The organism is Marinomonas ushuaiensis DSM 15871 (assembly GCF_000521805.1).
GTDB lineage: Bacteria > Pseudomonadota > Gammaproteobacteria > Pseudomonadales > Marinomonadaceae > Marinomonas > Marinomonas ushuaiensis.
In genome coordinates this window covers 1-20,444 of record NZ_JAMB01000014.1, presented here as the reverse complement: position 1 = coordinate 20,444, position 20,444 = coordinate 1, and the positions used below count along the sequence as shown (strand labels likewise).

General features: G+C 40.2%; 22 protein-coding genes. 11 read left to right on the top strand and 11 right to left on the bottom strand.

Annotated elements, in window-relative coordinates; genetic code table 11:
- Positions 1-109 precede the first annotated feature (109 nt).
- The gene (locus MUS1_RS13340; protein ID WP_036163385.1) at positions 110-934 is read left to right on the top strand and encodes a sulfite exporter TauE/SafE family protein; all 825 of its coding nucleotides are present in this window, start codon (positions 110-112) and stop codon (positions 932-934) included.
- Between the two features lie 210 nt (positions 935-1,144).
- On the opposite strand, the gene nagB is transcribed toward MUS1_RS13340, so the two are convergent.
- The 6 genes from nagB to MUS1_RS13310 form a co-directional block, all read right to left on the bottom strand.
- Positions 1,145-1,936, bottom strand: coding sequence for a glucosamine-6-phosphate deaminase (gene nagB, locus MUS1_RS13335; protein WP_036163384.1), 792 nt, complete (start codon positions 1,934-1,936; stop codon positions 1,145-1,147).
- 124 nt (positions 1,937-2,060) lie between these two features.
- Positions 2,061-3,041 carry a glucokinase gene (locus tag MUS1_RS13330; protein ID WP_036163382.1) on the bottom strand — a complete coding sequence of 327 codons (981 nt, stop codon included), beginning with the start codon at positions 3,039-3,041 and terminating at the stop codon, positions 2,061-2,063.
- Positions 3,038-4,186: an ABC transporter ATP-binding protein gene (locus MUS1_RS13325; RefSeq protein ID WP_051436273.1), complete on the bottom strand. Its 1,149-nt coding sequence runs from the start codon at positions 4,184-4,186 to the stop codon at positions 3,038-3,040. The genes MUS1_RS13330 and MUS1_RS13325 overlap by 4 nt, the downstream gene beginning before the upstream one ends.
- A gap of 5 nt (positions 4,187-4,191) precedes the next feature.
- The gene (locus MUS1_RS13320; protein ID WP_036163380.1) at positions 4,192-5,031 is read right to left on the bottom strand and encodes a carbohydrate ABC transporter permease; all 840 of its coding nucleotides are present in this window, start codon (positions 5,029-5,031) and stop codon (positions 4,192-4,194) included.
- Between the two features lie 4 nt (positions 5,032-5,035).
- Positions 5,036-5,917 (bottom strand): carbohydrate ABC transporter permease, encoded by an 882-nt coding sequence (locus tag MUS1_RS13315; protein ID WP_211236468.1) that lies wholly within the window; start codon positions 5,915-5,917, stop codon positions 5,036-5,038.
- A gap of 34 nt (positions 5,918-5,951) precedes the next feature.
- The gene (locus MUS1_RS13310) at positions 5,952-7,187 is read right to left on the bottom strand and encodes an extracellular solute-binding protein (protein WP_036163378.1); all 1,236 of its coding nucleotides are present in this window, start codon (positions 7,185-7,187) and stop codon (positions 5,952-5,954) included.
- A gap of 163 nt (positions 7,188-7,350) precedes the next feature.
- Between MUS1_RS13310 and MUS1_RS13305 the strand changes: the two genes are divergently transcribed.
- The gene (locus MUS1_RS13305; RefSeq protein WP_036163377.1) at positions 7,351-8,550 is read left to right on the top strand and encodes an ROK family transcriptional regulator; all 1,200 of its coding nucleotides are present in this window, start codon (positions 7,351-7,353) and stop codon (positions 8,548-8,550) included.
- Positions 8,551-8,627: 77 nt separating this feature from the next.
- Here the strand turns inward: MUS1_RS13305 and MUS1_RS16410 are convergent, their stop codons facing one another.
- Positions 8,628-8,837 (bottom strand): IS3 family transposase, encoded by a 210-nt coding sequence (locus MUS1_RS16410; RefSeq protein ID WP_084035624.1) that lies wholly within the window; start codon positions 8,835-8,837, stop codon positions 8,628-8,630.
- Between the two features lie 114 nt (positions 8,838-8,951).
- The gene (locus MUS1_RS13300) at positions 8,952-9,272 is read right to left on the bottom strand and encodes a hypothetical protein (protein ID WP_051436271.1); all 321 of its coding nucleotides are present in this window, start codon (positions 9,270-9,272) and stop codon (positions 8,952-8,954) included.
- Positions 9,273-9,349: 77 nt separating this feature from the next.
- Between MUS1_RS13300 and MUS1_RS13295 the strand changes: the two genes are divergently transcribed.
- Positions 9,350-9,799, top strand: coding sequence for a LysR substrate-binding domain-containing protein (locus MUS1_RS13295; RefSeq protein WP_051436268.1), 450 nt, complete (start codon positions 9,350-9,352; stop codon positions 9,797-9,799).
- A 20-nt stretch (positions 9,800-9,819) separates the two neighbouring features.
- Here the strand turns inward: MUS1_RS13295 and MUS1_RS13290 are convergent, their stop codons facing one another.
- Positions 9,820-10,599 (bottom strand): IclR family transcriptional regulator domain-containing protein, encoded by a 780-nt coding sequence (locus tag MUS1_RS13290; protein WP_036163376.1) that lies wholly within the window; start codon positions 10,597-10,599, stop codon positions 9,820-9,822.
- Positions 10,600-10,794: 195 nt separating this feature from the next.
- On the opposite strand from MUS1_RS13290, the gene MUS1_RS13285 reads away from it, so the two are divergent.
- The 5 genes from MUS1_RS13285 to MUS1_RS16275 all read left to right on the top strand — a co-directional run bounded on the left by MUS1_RS13285 (position 10,795) and on the right by MUS1_RS16275 (position 14,418).
- Positions 10,795-11,610: a CoA transferase subunit A gene (locus MUS1_RS13285; protein ID WP_036163373.1), complete on the top strand. Its 816-nt coding sequence runs from the start codon at positions 10,795-10,797 to the stop codon at positions 11,608-11,610.
- Between the two features lies 1 nt (position 11,611).
- A complete protein-coding gene (locus tag MUS1_RS13280; RefSeq protein ID WP_036163367.1) occupies positions 11,612-12,445 on the top strand; it encodes a CoA-transferase subunit beta in 834 nt (277 codons plus the stop codon).
- On the top strand, positions 12,442-13,653 hold the full coding sequence (gene pcaF / locus MUS1_RS13275) for a 3-oxoadipyl-CoA thiolase (protein ID WP_036163365.1): 1,212 nt from the start codon (positions 12,442-12,444) through the stop codon (positions 13,651-13,653). The genes MUS1_RS13280 and pcaF overlap by 4 nt, the downstream gene beginning before the upstream one ends.
- Before the next feature lie 85 nt (positions 13,654-13,738).
- Positions 13,739-14,017 carry an alpha/beta fold hydrolase gene (locus tag MUS1_RS16280; RefSeq protein WP_051436266.1) on the top strand — a complete coding sequence of 93 codons (279 nt, stop codon included), beginning with the start codon at positions 13,739-13,741 and terminating at the stop codon, positions 14,015-14,017.
- A gap of 50 nt (positions 14,018-14,067) precedes the next feature.
- Positions 14,068-14,418: an alpha/beta fold hydrolase gene (locus MUS1_RS16275; protein WP_051436265.1), complete on the top strand. Its 351-nt coding sequence runs from the start codon at positions 14,068-14,070 to the stop codon at positions 14,416-14,418.
- 153 nt (positions 14,419-14,571) lie between these two features.
- On the opposite strand, the gene MUS1_RS13265 is transcribed toward MUS1_RS16275, so the two are convergent.
- Entirely contained in the window at positions 14,572-15,510 is a 939-nt protein-coding gene (locus MUS1_RS13265) for a LysR family transcriptional regulator (protein WP_036163363.1), read from the bottom strand.
- Between the two features lie 121 nt (positions 15,511-15,631).
- On the opposite strand from MUS1_RS13265, the gene MUS1_RS13260 reads away from it, so the two are divergent.
- The 3 genes from MUS1_RS13260 (at position 15,632) to MUS1_RS13250 (ending at position 19,514) form a co-directional block, all read left to right on the top strand.
- The gene (locus MUS1_RS13260; RefSeq protein WP_036163362.1) at positions 15,632-16,978 is read left to right on the top strand and encodes an aspartate aminotransferase family protein; all 1,347 of its coding nucleotides are present in this window, start codon (positions 15,632-15,634) and stop codon (positions 16,976-16,978) included.
- Positions 16,978-17,817: a beta-keto acid cleavage family enzyme gene (locus MUS1_RS13255; RefSeq protein WP_036163361.1), complete on the top strand. Its 840-nt coding sequence runs from the start codon at positions 16,978-16,980 to the stop codon at positions 17,815-17,817. Before MUS1_RS13260 ends, MUS1_RS13255 begins: the two co-directional genes overlap by 1 nt.
- Before the next feature lie 395 nt (positions 17,818-18,212).
- Positions 18,213-19,514: a short-chain fatty acid transporter gene (locus MUS1_RS13250; protein WP_036163360.1), complete on the top strand. Its 1,302-nt coding sequence runs from the start codon at positions 18,213-18,215 to the stop codon at positions 19,512-19,514.
- Positions 19,515-19,675: 161 nt separating this feature from the next.
- On the opposite strand, the gene MUS1_RS13245 is transcribed toward MUS1_RS13250, so the two are convergent.
- Entirely contained in the window at positions 19,676-19,888 is a 213-nt protein-coding gene (locus MUS1_RS13245; RefSeq protein WP_036163359.1) for a hypothetical protein, read from the bottom strand.
- Positions 19,889-20,444 lie beyond the last annotated feature (556 nt).

Here is a 20,444-nt window from a genome sequence, read left to right as displayed (position 1 = left end):
TAAGCAAGTAAGGAATATCGGCATATTTTATAAGAAGATTATGTGCCGATATTCCATTATAAGCTCTGATAAATTGAGATTAATTCTCTTAAAAGTAAAGAAGGTTTTTATGAATGAAGTTTTAGCCGCTTGGCCGATTATTATAGCGCTAATAATTACTGGGGTTTTCGCTGGGTTATTAGCTGGCTTACTTGGTGTTGGTGGTGGAATAGTCATTGTACCAGTGCTATATTTTTTGCTTCAGCTTTTCGATGTTAGCCCAGAATCTGCTATTGCAATTGCTACCGCAACAAGTTTGGCAACTATTGTCCCAACGTCTATTTCATCAATTCGCGCGCACTATATTAAAGGTAATGTCGACGTTAATATTTTGAAGTCTTGGGGTGGATTCGTATTAATATTTGCCATACTAGGTAGCCTAGCTGCATCAAATGTCCCAGGTAATACTCTCACTCTTTTATTCGCTATCATTGCGATTGTAGTCAGCATGAACATGCTGTTTCGCGCTGGTGCTCCTGCCCTATTTAGTAAACTACCAGGTAAATTTGGCCAAAGCATTATGGCTTCCGCTGTAGGTGGCTTATCAGTGATGATCGGTATTGGCGGAGGCACCATTGGTGTACCATTGTTGACTCTTTTTAACGTCGCTGCTCACAAAGCAGTTGGTACCGCTGCTGCATTTGGATTATTAATTGCTTTGCCAGGAGTTGTTACCCTCCTTGCTGTTGGTGGTAGTCGTATCGATGCTCCGATTGGCACCATAGGACTAGTAAATTTACCTGCATTCTTATTAATTATCCCGCTCACTATTATTTTTGCTCCAATAGGAGCAAAAATAGGCGCTAAGCTAAACTCCGCTCAGTTGAAAAAAGCATTCGGCATTGTTCTTTTTATTACTGGTGTACGCATGCTATTACAGATTTTTGGAATATAAGAAATAGAAAATATGCCTAAATAATAATTTATTTTATTTTATTTTATTTTATTTTATTTAGGCATATCTAATTTACAGTACTAAATAAATACTTTCCCATCAAAAAATCAATAATTCTTCTTTAAGAAACTATCTTTATTCGATTATGGTCTTTTGATTTTTTACTATATTTAATTTCCAAATCATCAATTTCATATAGAGCCATAAATTCTATTTATACTGGCTCAACATAAACTTTTGACTTTCTAATTCCGTGTATTTATAAAAATCAATATTTCTTAAGCTTTTAGCGGCTTCTTCATCCATAACTATCGTAACGTAAGGGTGCATTTGTAATATTGAAGCAGGACAACTTGAACTTACCGGCCCTTCAATCGTATTTTTAATGGCTTCAGCTTTATTAGCTCCAGTAGCTATCAGCATAATTTCACGGGACTCTAGTATCGTTCCTATCCCCATCGTAATCGATAAATGGGGCTGACTTTCACCCACAGAAAAAAAACGCTTGTTCGCTGAAATAGTCTCTTTTGATAACACTGCAATATGAGTTCTACTCGCCAAACTCGAGCCTGGCTCATTGAATCCAATGTGACCATTACTTCCTATCCCTAAGAGCTGTAAATCGACACCGCCTTTTTCTCTTAGATATTCCTCATAGTGAGTGCAATCAGCTATCGGATTATCAGAAGCGCCATTGGGTACGAAAGTATTCTCTTTGTCGATATCTATATGATTAAATAAACGATGATCCATAAAATAGCGATAACTTTGAGGGTGTCCGACCGCAAGCCCTAGGTATTCATCAAGGTTAAAAGTAGTAACTTTTTTAAAACACACTCTTTTTGTTTGATTAGCAATCATCATTTTTTCGTAAAGTCTGATTGGAGTTGAGCCGGTGGCCAAACCTAGTACTGTATTTGGTTTTTTATTAATAGACTCGATAATATAGTTTGCCCCGAATTCCGCGACCGCCAGATCATCCTTTAAAATAACTATCCGCATAAATAACTCTCTAAAAGCGTAATATAAAGCTCTTCTCTGTTGTACTTGTTCATACTTGCTTAAAAAGAGACAGAAAGCCTTTTATATAACTCAACTTAAGTGGCCTCCATCACTTCCTAACACATTACATTCCGCGTAAGCGGAGTGAGTGCTGTTTTGCTGCGATTTTACAACCATGCAAAGCCGCTTGGTCATCATTCAGAATATAAAGTGGAAACTGATGCATCAAATCGTACTGCCTGCCTTTGGCAACAAAAGCATCGAAGAAACTGGCACGTCGCAACCAAGGCATCATTGCACGGGTTACGCTGCCGGATAAAAATATCCCACCAGTCGGTAAAAAAGCTAAAACGAGATCACCTATTGTGCGAGCAAAAATATTGGCTATTGTTTGCATAGTTTTCTCTGCCATTAAATCGGACTGATTTGATGCTGCAATAGAAATATCACGTGCATTCATATGTACTACGGGTGTTGAGTTTCTTTGGCAAAACCATTGATAAGTTTGTTCGATACCGCGCCCTGAAATGGCACGTTCAACTGATGCCCGTCCACGCCCTTTTGCCAGGTATTGCCACAATTCGAACTCATCTTGAGTCTCTACTGTAAGAGTCATGTGCCCCGCTTCCATTGCTTTTACAAAGTGTTCACCATTTTCCAGTTGCGTGACTATGGCAGCATTAAACCCTGTACCTGCACCAATCACTATTCGTGGCCCTTTTTTATCAAGAGAACGAGGCCCTGCTAAATGTTGTAATTGCTCAGCGCCCAATTCCGATAAACCGTACCCTAATGCCTCTAAGTCATTAATAAATAAAACATCATTCGACATTGATGCAGCTGAAATACTTTTAACTGTAAATCGCCAGTTATGATTCGTTAGAACGACTTCTTCTTCATTGACAGGTGCGGCCAATGCCAATACAACGTGATCGCAAGAATCAATGCCTTGCCGTTTCATATAACGCTTAATCAGTAATTCTGGACTCTCTGCACTGGTATTGCGAAAGGCTTCATAGCTGTCAAATAACACATCACAATTATTATTCGCCAATACAAAGCGAGTATTGGTTCCACCAATATCTGCAAGTAAGCTAATGCTCAAAATCGTACCTCTGTTTCTGGGTCAAAATAAGAAACCAGTGACATATCAAATTCCAAATCAATGCGCTCACCCATAACTGCTTCACACTGTCCATGAAGACGTGTAACCATGTCACCTTGGCTAAATTTTAGTGTCGCATAGGTGTCTGAACCTGTTGGTTCAACGACATCCAATAGACAAGATTGAAAACTAACTTTGTCATTCCCAGTCATACGATCGGTAATTGCTTCAGGGCGAATGCCAAAAATAACCCTTTGGTTAGACGACTTTTTCAGAGTTTCTGGCGGCAAAGTATCATGCAATATCAGGTCCGGTTCACTGCCTGGAGTAGAGATACAAATATCCAATCCTGTTGGTGTAGACGTAACATGAGCTTCTATTAAATTCATCGCTGGTGCCCCCATAAAATCAGCAACAAAAGCATTTGCAGGGTAATTATATATCTCGCGAGGTGAGCCAATTTGTTGAATAACACCGCTACGCATTACCACAATCCGCGTGGCCAAAGTCATAGCCTCTATTTGGTCATGAGTAACATAAATTATCGAAGCATTTAAGCGTTGATGTAATCGTTTAATTTCCGTTCGCATTGAAAAGCGTAACTTTGCATCCAAGTTCGACAGTGGCTCATCAAAGAGAAATAATTGCGGCTCTCTTACTAAGGCTCTCCCCATGGCCACCCTTTGACGCTGACCTCCCGATAACTGCGACGGTTTACGATCCAGTAAATGGACAATATTTAACATTTCAGCCACTCGTAGAATTGAGGTTTCACGAGCTTTACTATCAACACCGCGCACATCTAACCCATAAGCAATATTGTTTGATACAGTTAAATTCGGAAACAGTGCATAGGACTGAAATACCATTGCGATATCGCGTTTCGCCGGAGGCAAGTTGGCTACATCTCGTCCAGCTATAGCTAGGCTGCCCGAGGAGATATCAGTTAGTCCACCGATACAACTCAGCAAAGTAGACTTACCACAGCCTGATGGGCCAACTAACACAAGAAACTCGCCCTTTGGCATGGTTAAACTAATATCTTTTAAAATGAGCGTTTGATCATAGCTTTTGGTGAGATTACTCACTGTCAGAATGGGCGCTTGATGCTGATCTGATGTCTTCGTATTGGCTATTTGAGTCATTCTAATTATCCTTTAACACTGCCTGCCGTCAGGCCAGACACAATGAAACGTTGAAAGCACATTGCAACAATAGCTGGAGGCAGTGACGCTAAAACCCCTACTGCTGCAATAACGCCATAATCTGTCACTCGGCCTGCCGTAAAATCAGCGATGGCAACAGGAAGTGTTTTGGTTGACAAATCACTAGTGAAAATTAACGCGTAGAAAAATTCATCCCATGCGGCTAAAAATGACAACATGAAAGTTGCTGCAATAGCGGGTAATGCCAAGGGTAATATCACCCGACGTAATGTATAAAAAGTGCTTGCCCCCTCCAGCATAGATGCTTGATCTAACTCGGCAGGTATTGCATCAAAATTGCTCTTCATCAACCATGTTGCAAATGGTAGTAACATCGCACAGTAAACAATGGCTAGCGCCGTCGAACTATTCAAAAGGCTGAGCGACCCAAAAATATTATAAAGAGGTAATATATACGTGATTGGCGGCATCATAATTGTAGCCAAAAAGCCAAACAACAACACAAGAGAAGCACCACGACGAGAAAATGCGAAAGCAGCGGGGATAGATATAATTAATGCCATTAAAGTGGCTGTTATCGCTGTAATCAGGCTATTTCTTAGAGCCATGAGAAACCGTTCACCACTACCTGAATCCATATTTAAGAGATCACTGTAGCGTGAAAAGTCTATCGTATCTGGCCACCAAACAAGAGGTTTAGCGGTGAGTTCAGCGGCACTTGAAACACTCATTATGATTAGCCAAATCAGTGGAGATAGCGTAAAAACCACCAAGATTAAAGAGGCACTTAGCAATCCAAATAACTTAAAATTAGTATTTTTCATGCTCTCATCCCTGCGCTTGACGGCGTGCGCCGATATAGTAAATTGAAATTAACACAGTACTGATGGCCGCTAAAAGCACTGCATAAGAAGCACCGCTTCCAGACCTCAGATAATTAAAATATTCTTGATAGACAAAGAAACTGGCAGTTTTGGTGCTATCAGATGGTCCACCACGAGTCATAACGTAAACAATATCGAATACTCTGAAGGCTTCGATTGTCCTCAGTACTAACACAACCAATAGTGGCCCCATAATCCAAGGTAATGTGATAGTTCGAAATCGTCTCCAAGCACCTGCACCTTCAATTCGTGACGCTTGAAGCAAATCCATAGGAACAGTTTGTAGAGCTGCAAGTGAGATATAAACGACTAGTGGGAAGTTTTTCCAAATATCCGCAAAAATGATCATATTCAAGGCGCGTCCTGGTGTTCCTAACCAACTTTGATAGTCAGGAATAATCCCCATTTGCCATAGAAAAGAGTTTAATGCCCCATATTCAGGATGATAAATTAAGCGCCACATTATTGCGTTCACAATTGTCGGTACAGCCCACGGTAATATAATTAAAAACCGCAACACGTTACGTCCTGGAAATTTTTGATTCAGCAATAAAGCCACTGCAACACCTAAAACACCTTCGATACCAACTGATGTCAACGTGAAATAAATGGTACGTCCGAGAGCTTCGATAAAATCAGGATCGGTTATCGCATAAATATAGTTCTCCAAACCAATCCAATTGACCGGCTTGGAGATAGCAGTAATACGTTCATCGGTAAAGCTGAGCCACAAAGTTTGAACGAACGGCACAAGAGTAACGAGCCCAAGTACCACTAGAGCAGGACTCAATAACGCCCATTTCTCTAGTCTTTTGTTTATTACCATAATAACTCACTCTCCCGATGCATGATTTTTGACTTTAACGAATTCGTGATACACGTTTCACGGCATCCGCTAACGCATCCTCTGAAGATTCCTCACCTAACAATATACTGTGTAAGTGCTTTTGCAGTATGTTGGACACTTCAGTGTAGGCTGGCACCACTGGTCGTGGTGACATAACTGCAATAGCTTTGCTCGCAGCAGAAACCAATTCTTCCTGACCTTCAGTGACAGATTTCACACTATAAGATTCTTTCCATACTGGAAGACTTAACTTCGCATAATTTTCTTGTACTTTTTTATCAGTCAAATACGAGATTAACGCCCAAGCTTCATCTTTATGTGCACTGTTTGATGGTATGCCTAAGCCCATGGATCCATTGACAGCGGAAGCTTCAGAAACTCCTTTTACACCCGGAGCAGGCATTACACCAATCTTACCTGCAACTTTACTTTCACTAGGATCATTAACCAACGCATTCATATAAGTCCAATTCAAAGCAAATGCTGCTTCACCATTGGAAAATACACGTCTGACGTCTTCTTCAAAATATTCAGTGGAAGCGGGGTTAGTAAGCCCACTTTTCAATGACGTTGCCATATAATCAATAGCAGCAAGAGCTCCATCTTTATTGAAGGCTGGTTTAGCCCCTTCAAAGAAGCTGCCACCATGTGCAGCCACTAATGTGGTGTAATCACAGATCATTGCTTCCGATTGCGACCAACTCCAAACCAAAGGATATTTAACAACCCCTTTATCTTTAAGAATTTGGGATTGTTCCATGACTTCAGCCCAGGTTGAAGGCGGTGTCTCTATGCCCGCTTGAGAGAGCATTTCTCGGTTAAAAAACAGATATTTCGTATCAAGAATCCAAGGCATTCCAAAAATACGGCTATTGTAGGTAACTGTCGTCCATGCACCATCAAAGATTTGATTCCCCAAATCTTTTGGCACACGATCAGTTACGTCTGTTAAGAAGCCGCCTTCAGCAAATTCCGCAGGCCAAACTACATCGTAAAGAACAATGTCATAGCCATTTGTTCCAGCCGCTGCAGACGTTATGATCTTGTCATGTAACGCTTCATAAGGAACAAATTCCAACGCAACTGAAATGCCAGGATTGTTTTCTTCAAACTCAGCCGTCATTGCTTTTATGTCGGCTTCGCTGTACGCCGCTTGACTCATGAACAGTGCATTAAGTTCTGTATCTGCAAATGCCATTGATGTTGCAAGTGCTAACATTGACATCGGTAGTAACTTTTTAATTATCATTTTGTTCCCCTTCACCGTGTTTAGGAAATACAAAGATGGCGCACTTCCTTTTTTTTGTCAAATTGATTTAAAAAATAAATTCTATATTATATGGAGCTCAAATGAGTGCATTTAAACGATCTTTGATACAAATTAGGGCGTTTCTTCGAATCTGGAATGAAATATGAAGTCTATGAACAAACTAAGTGCTTTAAGAATGTCAGGGACAAACCTAATTAAAGCGAAAGATCATAATAGTGCAGTTGTTCTGGATCTTATTCGTAGCCAAGGCCCTATATCACGAGCGGATATAGCAAGGTCTACCTCTCTCTCTCGTCAGACAGTACAAAACATTGTCGCGAAATTAGATGAACTCGAAATGGTTGAACTACGCTCTGGTGTTGCGGTTGGCCGTGGCCATCCAGGAGTAAACGTTTCAATGAGACGCAACGCAGCGCATTTTTTTGGCGTTCACGCTGACCGTACTTGGATCAATTTTGTACTAACAGATGTATTTGGAGAGATCAGATGGAACTTAAAATTATCTTTACCAGAACAAAATATTAAGCATATTCATCAAGTTATCGTTCAAGGAATTTCAATTGGTAGGCAAGAAACCAAAGATTTTGCTTCCAATATATTAGGCTGTGGTATCGCTGCTGCAGGACCTTTCGATACTGAAACCCACCTACCTGACCCTACTGGTTTTAGTAGCCTAGGCTCTACTGACTCTTTGACTTATTTAAAGGAAACGTTAGCTCTACCTGTGGCATTAAGTAACGACGCCAATGCGGCAGCAATAGGTGAAGAATTATACCGTGGTAATGGCAATCAGGCGGATTTCGCAACGCTTCATTTTGGTGCGGGGCTAGGTGCTGCTTTAATTATTGACGGCACTATTTATCAAGGTGCTTATGGCAATATTGGAGAGATCGGCCATATTCAAGTCGATCCATTTGGGAAAAAGTGTCACTGCGGTCGATTAGGGTGTTTAGAACAATACCTATCTTATGACTCATTATGCCGAGAATTAGCCCTATCTCCAGATGAGTCAGAGAGCTATGAAATTATTCGAAATTTAATAACCATTCGCTCTCCTGAGTTAATGAATTGGATTACTTCGGCCGCTTTAAGGCTTAGGCAAGCAATACAATTTTTGGATGCGCTTTTATCTCCGTCCGAAATTATTATCACAGGAACCATTCCTGATGAATTACTGAACCTATTGATGGAAGAAGCTAAGCCATATCCACTAAGAATAGGATCCACAAAAGACGTTATTGTACTCCGAGGGAGAGCAGGTAAATGGTCTATTGCTGCTGGCGCAGCCGCATTGGCATTGAACACGCAATTTGCTCCGTCCATATCGCGACTAATGCTATAAGATAAGGGTAAAAAGGCTTAATCAGATTTTCTCTATTTGAGAATCTTGGATCTCTCATACTTCAAAAAAGTATGTTTTTAAAAGTGTCGTGTCGTTGGTTGCTCTTTAGCCGCTGTATAGTAATGCGGTTTCTTCGACCTTTTCGCGACTAATCCCAATGCTTTCATCAAACTAGCTGTTTTGAACACACCAATGTTGAACGACTCTTTTTTTAACTCAAAGGCCAGTCGGCGTTTTCCATAAGGTTGAAAAGAACCTTCAAATATCTTTACGATTCTTTTCTTAATTGCCTCATCTTCAGGTCAAATATCAGGCGTGTAATAATAGTTCGACACGGGTAGTTCAAGTAACTGACACTCTCTTTATGGTTGTCTGAGGCTCTATCTTGATCAATTGACGAATCACTTTAAATTTGGATTGTCGCGTATGAACAAGGCGGTTCCCTTTTTTAACAAACGCACATTTTTTCTTGATTCAGTGAGTTCTTTTTTAAGTTCTCCTATCAATCGCTTATCTGGATCTAAAGGAATTTCACCTTGAGTAAACTCACCGCGCAGCTCATCTAAATACTGTTTTTTCCAACGTGCTACAGCAGTCGCTCCGGAACCTGATATATCCATAATCTGCTGATTGGAATAGTGCTCTTCTACCATCAATCTAGCGTATTCACACTTTGGCTTGACAGTGTAACTTAATCGCTCTTTTCGGGTTTTGATGGTCATGATCTGATCCCTACATTGAGGTAAATTATAGGCTATAAGACCTTCTAGAATCATTAGACTATTACAGGTTTGGACGGTTGATTATTCCTGATGAATTAGTAGAGCAAACCATTCTCTTTCATGAACCTTTATTCGCCGCTCTTCCAGCAAACCATCTCCTTGCTGAATCTGAGCTTACATTGAAAGAGTTAGCCGAAAACCCAATGATTCTCTATCCTGCAGGAACGTCCTCAACACCTACTTTTGCAGATATTTGCAGTTCATTGTTTACTAGTCGAGGATTGACATTAAATGTTACTCAACAAGTAAATGACCTACAAACAGCATTAGGATTAGTAGCGTCTGAAATGGACGTTACTTTGGTGTCTGAGCAAGTAAATCGACTTAAGCGTGATGATGTTGTATTCATACCACTTCAAGACAAATCCATTACCAGTCCAGTTATTTTCAGCCGTCGCAAAGGGCCAATGGATGATATAACCAAATCAACAATGGATATTTTAAATACATTAATCGAAAGTCGATAAATAAAGCTGAATTAAAATAACTACTGTGTATGCATTCGAATCAGCTCTGCGGCCTCTTGTAGTACGGGTAAAAATTCATCGACTAGTTTTTGATAACTGACTCTCGAAGCATTCGTACTCAAGTTAATAGCTCCTAATAAAGTGCCATCATGTGCAACAGCAGGAATAGCTAAAGAACGTAAGCCAAGATCTAGTTCTTGATCGACCAAACAATACCCTTGCTGAGAAATAGTTTTTAATTCTTTTAGAAACATTGCTTTGTCGACAATACTGTTCTCTGTAAGACTTTCTAGCCTCACATCAGCCAACCAATCAATTTGCTCACTTTCACTCATCAATGTGACTAACATACGCCCCATAGAAGTGTAGGCAGCAGGTAATCGTGTTCCGGCACTTAACGTTATAGACATTAGGCGGTGTGGCGCTGGGGAGCGCACTACATACATTATTTCATTTTTATCTAATATCGCCAGTGACGACGACTCCCCAAGACGAGAGGTGACATCGTGCAGGTAATGCTCCACTACACTAAGATGATTATTACTCGCATTATAAGCATAGCCAAGGCTAAGTATTTTTGGTGTTAATGAAAACTTTCGACCTTGGCGACTAATGTAACCTAAAGAATGTAGGGTTAATAAAAATCGTCTCGCTTTCGCCCTATCCATACCTGTTTGCTCTGCGACTTCCGAAAGCGTCATTTCTTTATGCTCAGGACTAAAAGCCATAATCACATTCAAACCTGAAGCCAATGCGCCTACATAATCCCGATGATCGGGAAGCAGTATTTCTTCACTCATTATCTATCTACTCACTTCCATTCAATATATTTCCATTATTTCTGATTCATACCATTCAAGCCAGCAATATCAAGATCACTAAACCAAATTGAAGGAAAGAGTTGTTTCAGCACTTGACCTAAGAAGAAGTATCAACTTAATATATTCGCATTGCAAACACATATTCGCATAACGAATAGTGAAAAGGAAAGGCATATGACTAAATTTTTAACCCTGAAAAATGCTATTGCTGAAATAGTAAAAAACGGCGATACCGTCGCCCTAGAAGGCTTCACCCACCTTATTCCTTTTGCCGCTGGCCATGAAATTATTCGCCAAAAGCTCCGTGACCTCACTCTCATTCGCATGACACCAGATCTTATTTACGATCAATTGGTGGGTGCAGGATGTGCTAAAAAATTGTTTTTTTCTTGGGGTGGTAACCCAGGCGTTGGATCTTTACACCGAGTTCGTGATGCGATTGAACACAGTTACCCTTGTGCTCTAGAGATAACAGAGCACAGCCACGCGGCCATGGCCAACGCTTATGAAGCTGGCGCAGCTGGCTTACCTCTGGCGGTTTTTCGAGGCTATATCGGAAGCGAGCTGCCACTTGCCAACAAAGACATTTCTAGCATTACCTGCCCTTTTACGGGTGAAAAACTGGCGGCTATTCCATCCATCAAACCAGACGTGAGTATTATTCACGCTCAAAAAGCAGATCGCGAAGGTAATGTATTAATAGAAGGTATTATCGGTGTCCAAAAAGAAGTCGTTCTTTCTGCGAAACGCAGTATTGTAACGGTGGAAGAAATCGTTGATAACTTAGAGGTCACGCCAAACGCTTGTGTACTGCCTGCTTGGGCGATTGATGTTGTCGCCGTTGCACCTCAAGGCGCGAAACCTTCTTATGCCTTAGGTTATTACGACCGAGATAATAGCTACTACAAAGAATGGGATGCCATTAGCCGTAATCGAGAAACTTTTAATGAGTGGTTACAGTCACATGTTTTGACTCAAGGAGACATTTAATATGACAACTAACAATCCATTGACTGAATACACTTCGGCAGAAATGATGACGATTACAGCAGCTCGCGCCTTACAAAACGGCATGACTTGTTTTGTTGGTATTGGTTTACCAAGCGAAGCCGCTAACGTAGCACGTTTAACTCATGCTCCTGATGTTACTCTGATCTACGAATCAGGTACTTTGCAAACCAAGCCGGATGTTTTGCCATTATCTATTGGCGATGGTGAACTATGTGAGTCAGCTCTAACCACCGTCTCAGTACCAGAAATGTTCCGTTATTGGCTACAAGGTGGTCACATCGATGTGGGCTTTTTAGGCACCGCTCAAATCGATCGATTTGCGAATTTAAATACAACCGTTATTGCCGCTAACCATCAAGAAACAGGCAAAGATGGCGCACACAGCTACGCTAATCCAAGAGTCCGCTTACCGGGTGGTGGTGGTGCACCTGAAATTTCGACCAATGCCAAAGAAGTTTTTATTACCGTTAAACACTCCAAACGTACGTTTGTGGAAGACGTGGATTTTATCACCACTATTGGTTTTGGTCGTGACGGTAAAGGGAGAGATAATTTATCAAATATTGGTCGTGGCCCAAGTGTGGTTATTACGGATTTATGCATTTTAAAACCAGACTCAGCAACCAAAGAGTTGATTGTCACCAGCTTGCACCCTGGTACGACGAAAGAAGACGTCATTGAAGCAACAGGCTGGGAAATTAAATTTTCCGAAACACTTGAAACCACACCAACGCCAAGTAAAAAAGAGCTAGAAGTATTACGTGAATTAAAAGCACGAACTGAAAAAGCACACAGTGCTAAGGAGGCGATATGAGCTCTGTTTACATCTGTCACCCTAGACGTTCCGCGATAGGCCGTTATGCAGGAGCCTTAGCGAACATACGTCCTGACGATATGCTTGCTCAAGTGATTCAAGCCGTGCTTACAGAGGCAAAAGACCTAAACCCTGAAGCAATCGAAGATGCTATTTTTGGTTGTGCAAATCAGTCTGGTGAAGACAACCGAAATGTGGCTCGCATGGCAAGCCTACTTTCAGGCATGCCACAGAGTGTTCCTGGTACCACAATGAACCGTCTTTGTGGATCAGGAATGGATGCTATTGGTACTGCATTTCGGGCCATTAAATCAGGTGATGCTGAGTTGATGATCGCTGGCGGTATAGAATCCATGTCACGAGCTCCTTTCGTCATGGGCAAACCGTCAATGGCCTTTGATAGACAGCAAACACTCGAAGACACAACCATGGGATGGCGCTTCATCAATCCTGTCTTAAAAAGCTTATACGGCACAGAATCCATGCCAGAAACCGCTGAGAATATTGCCACTCGCTATGCGATTTCCCGTGAAGAACAGGACGAATTCGCCTATCAGTCACAGCAAAAAGCCCAGAAAGCTCAAGATCAAGGTAAGTTTGCAGAAGAAATTACCGCTATTAGCATTAAGCAGAGAAAAGGTGATCCAATTCTTGTCGATAAAGACGAGCATATTCGTGCCAGTACAACACTAGAAGGCTTAGCCAAGCTAAAAGCGCCTTTCCGTGAAGGTGGCAGTGTCACGGCAGGTAACGCCTCAGGTATAAACGATGGCGCAGCCGCTATGTTGGTCGCCAGCGAAAGCGCAGTCAAAACGCATAAACTCATACCATTGGCTAAAATTCTAAGTATGGCGACAGCTGGCGTTGAACCTTCTATTATGGGAATGGGGCCCGTTCCTGCGGTGCAAAAAGTATTAAAACGTACTGGTTTGTCATTAAACGATATAGACGTTATTGAATTGAATGAGGCCTTTGCCGTTCAAGGTCTTGCCTGTATGAAAGAACTAGGGCTTGACCCTAAAGACCCGCGTATTAATCCTAATGGTGGTGCCATTGCTCTTGGGCATCCTCTCGGTATGTCTGGCGCTCGCTTGATACAGTCTGCCGCATTACAATTGAAACGCACCAACGGAACGTACGCACTGTGTACTATGTGTATTGGTGTTGGCCAAGGCATTGCTATCCTAATTGAAAGGGACACTATTTAATGAGTGAATTACATTTTTTCGTTGAAGGTGATAAAACCAAGCCCGCCCTAGTTTTAGGTCATCCATTAGGAATGAACTTACAGGTATGGTATGGGATGAGATCGCATCACATCTTAAAGACGATTTTTATATTATTCGTTGGGACCTTCCAGGTCATGGACAAAGCTCTGCAATAGACCCAGCGGTAACCTCTCTTAAGGAAGATGCTTTAGTGACACCTTTAATAGAGAAATGCGATGCGCTAGGTATCACAAAATTCCATTATATTGGAACGTCTATAGGTGGTGTCATTGGACAGCAATTGCTGATTGATTATTCTGAACGCCTCCTCAAACCAATACTGGCGCTAAAATTGGTACGTTAGAATTCTGGTTAAACCGTCAAAATGATGTTGCAGCTAAAGGTCTCAAAAACATGGCGAATGCCTTGGTATCTCGCTGGTTTAGCGAAGACAGTGTCCAAAGTAAACCTGCCTTAATGGAATTTTGGCAGCAACAGTTAATGAAGGTAGATAATCATAGTTATGATTTACTATGCGCATGGTTAGGCAATACTGACCTAACGAAAAAGCATGGTATCAAGAACGTTAAAACTCAGCTCATCTGTGGTGAAAAAGACGTCGCAACAACGCCCGAACTAATGAATAACTTAGCGTCTTTAATGCATATTGATTCAACCATTCAGTTGGATCATGTCGGTCATGTCCCTTCTGTAGAATCACCAAAAGCATTAGCCGATATTTTAAAATCTTTTATATCTAGTTAATGAAATTAAACCGCGACTAAACAAGGTGATTGAACCTTTTTTAGTCGCAAAAAACATCGTTTTCATCAAAAAATAACGATTATAATAAGAATCATTAAAAATACCTACCTAGATACCAACAACACATAACTCAGCTACAGCTTTATTTGGGTTCTACACATCACTAAGATTGACCTGAAACCATTCTAGTAGTTGTTTTATCATGGGATCTTGATGTCTAAATGAAGGAGTTAAGAAATAATAACCATAACCACTTTCGTATTTCAGTCCCAGAGGATTAACCAATTCTTTGTTACTTAAAGATTCTATCTGCTCGTCTTCATTTTGATTATCAATTAATAGATTTTCGACTAAAAATTCTGGTATTAATGCGATACCTTGCTTTTGCTTTACTACTTCCAAAGACATAAAGAAATGTTCAAAAGCATGACGAGATGTTGGAACATTATCACCGTAATCATCTCCAATAAAACGATTAAAACATTGGTTCCACAGCTGAGGTCGAGTAGTTGGGCGAATTAATGAATGCTTCAGTAAATCTTTCGCCTCATTGATTGGTGAATTCACCAGCAGGTCTTTGTGCATTACTGGCAATAAAATTTCTTTTGTAAGTAAGGTCGCATTTTGATGACTTAACGAAAGCGGCAAACAACGAATCGCCACATCCGCACTAGATTGATTAAATTGGTAAGCACCATCACCAGAAATAAGGCTAAGTCGTAAAGACGGAAACCTTTCATCTAACAAATGTAAACGAGGAATCATCCATAAACTGGATAAAGAAGGTGAAATATCCAAAACCAAATGTTGAACTTCCGCGGAAAATTGTTGCAAAGTAACCGTAGAGCTATGAATTTGCTCCAACGCACTCATGATAGTTGGTAAATACAGTTTGCCGGGCGCTGTCAGCTCCAATCCCTTTGGAGTTCGGTAAAATAACGGCAACTGTAAGTGTTCTTCTAATGCCTTAATTTGCTTACTAACAGCGCCTTGAGTAACACACAATTCCATGGCTGCTTGAGAAAAACTTAGTTTTCGTGCCGCTACCTCAAATACCTTTAACGCATTGAGCGGTGGAAGTTTTATCGACATTTTTTTCTCCTACAATACCCCATTACTTTTTCTCATAGGGCCTGAAAATATATCGTTTGCGGCTCTCTGTAAAGAGACATTAAGGTTAGACCATCATAATCATAATAAAGCCTTATTCTAAATGAACAATATTTTTCAACGCCACTGCCATTCAAACCTACCTATCGCTGTTAAAGGTGATGGTATTTATCTTTATGATAAGTTAGGTAAAGCTTATCTAGATGCAAGCGGTGGGGCAGCCGTTTCCTGTTTAGGACATAGTCATCCCGATGTTCGCGCGGCTTTACACAGACAAATTGATCAGCTCGCTTACGCTCATACTGGTTTCTTCAATACAGACAACGCCCTAGAGCTTGCAGAGAAACTCACCCAAGCAGCTCCAGGTAATCTAAATCACGTATATTTCGTATCTGGAGGTTCAGAAGCAATAGAGTCAGCACTTAAGCTAGCTCGTCAATATTTTGTAGAAAAAGGCGAGTCTCAACGAACTCAATTTGTTTCTCGTAAACAAAGTTATCATGGCAATACGTTAGGAGCTCTTGCTGTTGGCGGTAATGAACTACGTCGCGCACCATTTGCACCATTACTCATGCCGACAGAACATATTTCAGCTTGCTTTGCATATCACAACAAACTCGAATCTGAGAGTTATTTTGATTACGGCCAACGCACGGCCAACGAACTCGAAACACGCTTATTAGAGATGGGGCCAGATACTGTTATTGCCTTTATTGCTGAACCGGTTGTCGGAGCCACAGCTGGCGCGGTAACCGCAGAGGAAGGTTACTTTAAACGTATCCGAGAAATTTGTGATCAATACGGCGTTTTGTTGATTCTTGATGAAGTAATGTGTGGCATGGGTCGTACCGGTACACTTTTCGCTCACGAACAAGAAGATATCCATGCGGACATAGTAACAATCGCCAAAGGCTTAGGCGCAGGTTACCAACCAATTGGAGCAATGATCGCTACCAGCGAAATTCACAACACCATTTCTCAAGGTTCGGGCTTTTTTCAGCACGGTCATACTTATATGGGCCACGCAACAGCCATGGCAGGGTCTCTTGCTGTATTAAATGCGTTCGAGAAAGAAGCACTTCTACCCAGAGTTCAAGAGGCAGGTGATATTTTACAAACACGTTTATCTGAACGCTTTACTGATCATCCTTTTGTTGGCGATATTCGTGGTCGAGGCCTATTTAGAGCAGTAGAACTTATTGCTGATAAAGACACTAAACGACCTTTTTCTACGGCTTCAAACCTACATACACAAATAAAAGAAAGAGCAATGGATCTCGGCTTAATATGTTACCCAATGTCAGGAACGATAGACGGAAAAAACGGACATCACATTTTATTAGCTCCTCCTTTCATTATCAGCAATACACAAATTGATGAATTAACAGAAAAACTTTTTGAAAGCGTTGATTCTGTTACTCAGTCCTTATTTAAAGAAGGTATGTACTAATGAAATTAACCAACTCGAAACAACGTTTAATCATAGTTGCACCTAATGGCGCACGGAAAACAAAAACCGATCATCAAAACCTACCTATCACGCCAGATGAGATGGCTGCAGAAGTTCAGGATTGCGTCAATGCAGGGGCAGGTATGGTGCACCTTCATGCACGCACTGCTGACGGTCGTCATTCATTGGAAATCGAAGATAATGCATTAATGATGAAGGCTGTAAAAGATGCTGTAGGTGACAGAGTCATCATCCAACTCACTACTGAAGCTGTTGGCCTTTATCAACCGTCTGAACAAATGGCGTTGATCAAAGCGCTCATGCCAGAAGCGGCCTCTTTTTCATTATCAGAGTTGATTCCAGATGTTCATCATGAACAAGCAGCCAGCGAGTTTTTTCATTGGGTTGCCGAGCAAAAAATCATTGCTCAATACATTCTTTATTCTGCTGAACAACTGAGCTATTACCTAGATCTTAGGGCTCGAAAATTACTACCGGATTCTCATCACCACCTTCTATTGGTACTGGGTCGTTATCATGCCCAACAAGAATCTCAACCAGAAGATCTCTCGCCATTTTTACCTTTACTCGAAAAAACGACTGTCCGCTGGGCAATCTGTGCATTTGGTAATAAAGAGCAGGAGTGTTTAATAAAAGCCGCTGAGTTAGGTGGTGATGTTCGTATCGGTTTTGAAAACAATCTTTATACAAAATCAGGAACATTGGCAAAAAGTAATGCACAGCAAGTACAGGATTTAGTAAATGCACTGAAAAAAAATCTATCTATTATGGATCCAAATACATTTCGTCAGAGCTTTGAAAATAATAACTCTCTATGAATAAAATGACTGAAGGAGGTAAACCTAACAGATACTCATTAACACTTAACTCTAACTAAATGAAAGATTCGATATTCAATAAAATTTGACCTTTGTATTTTTTGTCAGATAAAGGCAGTTAGTTTATAAAAATCTAACCTCTCTTATATCTACACAAGTTATACATCAACTGTATGAATAAAAAATCTCTGAGATCGATTTTTTGGATCAAAAAACCTTACTAATGAATGATATTTTTATCAGTAAATAAAAATTTATATCACGAACTTCAATGTTGATATATTTCTATATATTCATTAAAAACAATAAAAATTTCTCAATAATCACACTCATTAATAATGAGCAGCCAAATAAATATTGAGTAAATAAACTAATAAAAATAAGAGAACATCATTATGGAAAAAATAACAAATTTTTCTGTACGTATTGTACAGAAATACCTACCAAGTGCTTTTGTACTTGCTGTGATACTAACCGCCATAATATTTGTATTAGGCATTACTATTGCAGACCAAGGTCCTATGACAATGGCTGGTTACTGGGGCGATGGATTTTCGAAATTATTTAAATTTGGAATGCAAATGGTTCTAGTGTTATTGACAGGCTATGTTCTGGCAATGACACCAATAATAAAAAATGCCCTTAACGCCTTAGCAAAACAAGCAAATACCCCAAAACAAGCTCTGGCAATCACAATCGTTGTGAGCTTTATTTGTTATTATCTAAATTGGGGGTTTGGCATGGTTGCTGGAGCTATTCTAGCAAGAGCAATGGGAAGTAGTGTAAAAGTACACTTCCCTCTCCTCGTTGCCGCGGCATACGGCGGTGAATTAGTACGTGGCCCTTCGTCCTCTATACCTTTGATTATTGCGACTCCAGGCCACTTTATGGAAGATGCGATTGGTATAGTTCCTGTATCACAGACACTCTATTCTAGCTGGAACATAGCGCTTACTATCGGTCTTCTAGTACTATTAGTTGCATTTTTTCTGCTTCAGAAGCAACCGAAAGACATTATTGTATTAGAAGAAAAAGAAGAGATTATTGAAACAAAAGTGTTTGAAGGAAAAATGTGTTTTTCGGACTGGATTGAACACAGCCGTATACCGACTTTGTTTCTAGGTCTATTAGCCGCAAGCTATATAATTAATAAAATCATTAGCGATACTTTTAGTCTTAATCTCAACACCATGATCTTAATCTTTCTAGCGTTAGGATTATTACTCCATAAGAACTCCGCTTCTTATCTCAACGCCGCAGAACTAGCGGTTAAAGCTGCACGAGGTATTATTGTTCAATTCCCTCTATACGCTGGTATAGCAGGAATGATGACAAATGCAGGGTTGGTTACTATTTTTTCAAATGCAATAATATCTGTAGCTACTATAAAAACATTTCCGCTACTAACTTTCTTGTGTGCAGGTATCGTAAACTTCTTTATTCCATCTGGTGGTGGCCAATGGGCAATCCAAGGACCAATCATGATGGAAGCCGCATATAATTTAGGCGCAGACCCAGCCTTAACAATTATGGCTTTTACTTGGGGAGACGGCTGGACAAATCAAATTCAACCATTTTGGGCATTACCATTATTAAGTGTCGCTGGACTATCAGCACGTGACATCATGGGATATTTGGTAATTTGGCTCGGAATTTCAGGAATTGCAATTGCAGGCACATTTATAATTTTAATGTAGCTTTTATAAAACAGCGCCTATTTTTTGTAGGCGCTACTTTATATCTCCAATAATATCTAAGTTGCAATGGGTTTGGCTACAACCAAATTCATTCTCTGCATTTAGCTCCCTATCCAAGAGTTATTTTTTATCAAGGATAAAATAACGGGCATGTAATCGTTTTAAAGCATGGACTTCCCAGACTTATCACAGCTTAAGCCAAAATACTTTTCTAGAGCTTCGAGATCCCTCTGAAGAGTTCGAGTTTTAACACTAAAACCTTTTCCTTCCAACACCACCTGTATTGTACTTCTCGATATATAACAACCTGGCTTATCTGGAATCGCTCTTAGGATCTCTATTTGACGAAATAACGCAGTGTAATTAGTGCCCACAATTTACCCCTCTGATTAAGAGTAAAAACCATATGCGAGTGTCCAATACGAAAACACCCTCTCAAATAAGATAAACAAAAAAATGATTTATTTTAGGCGCTCTGGTCACATAGGAGTTTTAGCTAAAACTGAACTGACCAATCATCCCTAACAAGTAAATTCTTTATTAGTCAGTAAGTTATACTGATAAAGAAAAATACACTTTAGATACATTAAAGTCACTTGGCAAAAAATGTGGTTACATAATATTTGTGACCACATATATCATGGTTTTCTTCTAAACCAAAACAAGCGAAGGTCAAAAAACACTTAAAAAATAAGTAAAAAAGTTATTTAATGAGAAATACAGAAAAGTGAAATATTGAATATGGTCACGTAGTGGTCACAGATTCACCACATGAAAAATTAAAGCAATATTTTTATTTATTTCAGAAAAGTGAAAGTAGAAAACTAGAAATGAATGTTTTTTATAAATTCAATAAAATCAGTGAGTTACTGGCGTAAAACACTTTAAAAAAACAATTAACCAACTGGTGGGTGTGGAGAGGTTCGAACT

Bases quoted from the DNA above. Each gene is read 5' to 3' on its own strand.
- MUS1_RS13340 (WP_036163385.1), top strand. From the start codon at position 110: ATGAATGAAGTTTTAGCCGCTTGGCCGATTATTATAGCGCTAATAATT.
- nagB (WP_036163384.1), bottom strand. From the start codon at position 1,936: ATGCGGATAGTTATTTTAAAGGATGATCTGGCGGTCGCGGAATTCGGG.
- MUS1_RS13325 (WP_051436273.1), bottom strand. From the start codon at position 4,186: ATGACTCAAATAGCCAATACGAAGACATCAGATCAGCATCAAGCGCCC.
- MUS1_RS13320 (WP_036163380.1), bottom strand. From the start codon at position 5,031: ATGAAAAATACTAATTTTAAGTTATTTGGATTGCTAAGTGCCTCTTTA.
- MUS1_RS13315 (WP_211236468.1), bottom strand. From the start codon at position 5,917: ATGGTAATAAACAAAAGACTAGAGAAATGGGCGTTATTGAGTCCTGCT.
- MUS1_RS13310 (WP_036163378.1), bottom strand. From the start codon at position 7,187: ATGATAATTAAAAAGTTACTACCGATGTCAATGTTAGCACTTGCAACA.
- MUS1_RS13305 (WP_036163377.1), top strand. From the start codon at position 7,351: ATGAAGTCTATGAACAAACTAAGTGCTTTAAGAATGTCAGGGACAAAC.
- MUS1_RS13300 (WP_051436271.1), bottom strand. From the start codon at position 9,272: ATGACCATCAAAACCCGAAAAGAGCGATTAAGTTACACTGTCAAGCCA.
- MUS1_RS13290 (WP_036163376.1), bottom strand. From the start codon at position 10,599: ATGAGTGAAGAAATACTGCTTCCCGATCATCGGGATTATGTAGGCGCA.
- MUS1_RS13285 (WP_036163373.1), top strand. From the start codon at position 10,795: ATGACTAAATTTTTAACCCTGAAAAATGCTATTGCTGAAATAGTAAAA.
- MUS1_RS13280 (WP_036163367.1), top strand. From the start codon at position 11,612: ATGACAACTAACAATCCATTGACTGAATACACTTCGGCAGAAATGATG.
- pcaF (WP_036163365.1), top strand. From the start codon at position 12,442: ATGAGCTCTGTTTACATCTGTCACCCTAGACGTTCCGCGATAGGCCGT.
- MUS1_RS16280 (WP_051436266.1), top strand. From the start codon at position 13,739: ATGGTATGGGATGAGATCGCATCACATCTTAAAGACGATTTTTATATT.
- MUS1_RS16275 (WP_051436265.1), top strand. From the start codon at position 14,068: ATGGCGAATGCCTTGGTATCTCGCTGGTTTAGCGAAGACAGTGTCCAA.
- MUS1_RS13265 (WP_036163363.1), bottom strand. From the start codon at position 15,510: ATGTCGATAAAACTTCCACCGCTCAATGCGTTAAAGGTATTTGAGGTA.
- MUS1_RS13260 (WP_036163362.1), top strand. From the start codon at position 15,632: ATGAACAATATTTTTCAACGCCACTGCCATTCAAACCTACCTATCGCT.
- MUS1_RS13255 (WP_036163361.1), top strand. From the start codon at position 16,978: ATGAAATTAACCAACTCGAAACAACGTTTAATCATAGTTGCACCTAAT.
- MUS1_RS13250 (WP_036163360.1), top strand. From the start codon at position 18,213: ATGGAAAAAATAACAAATTTTTCTGTACGTATTGTACAGAAATACCTA.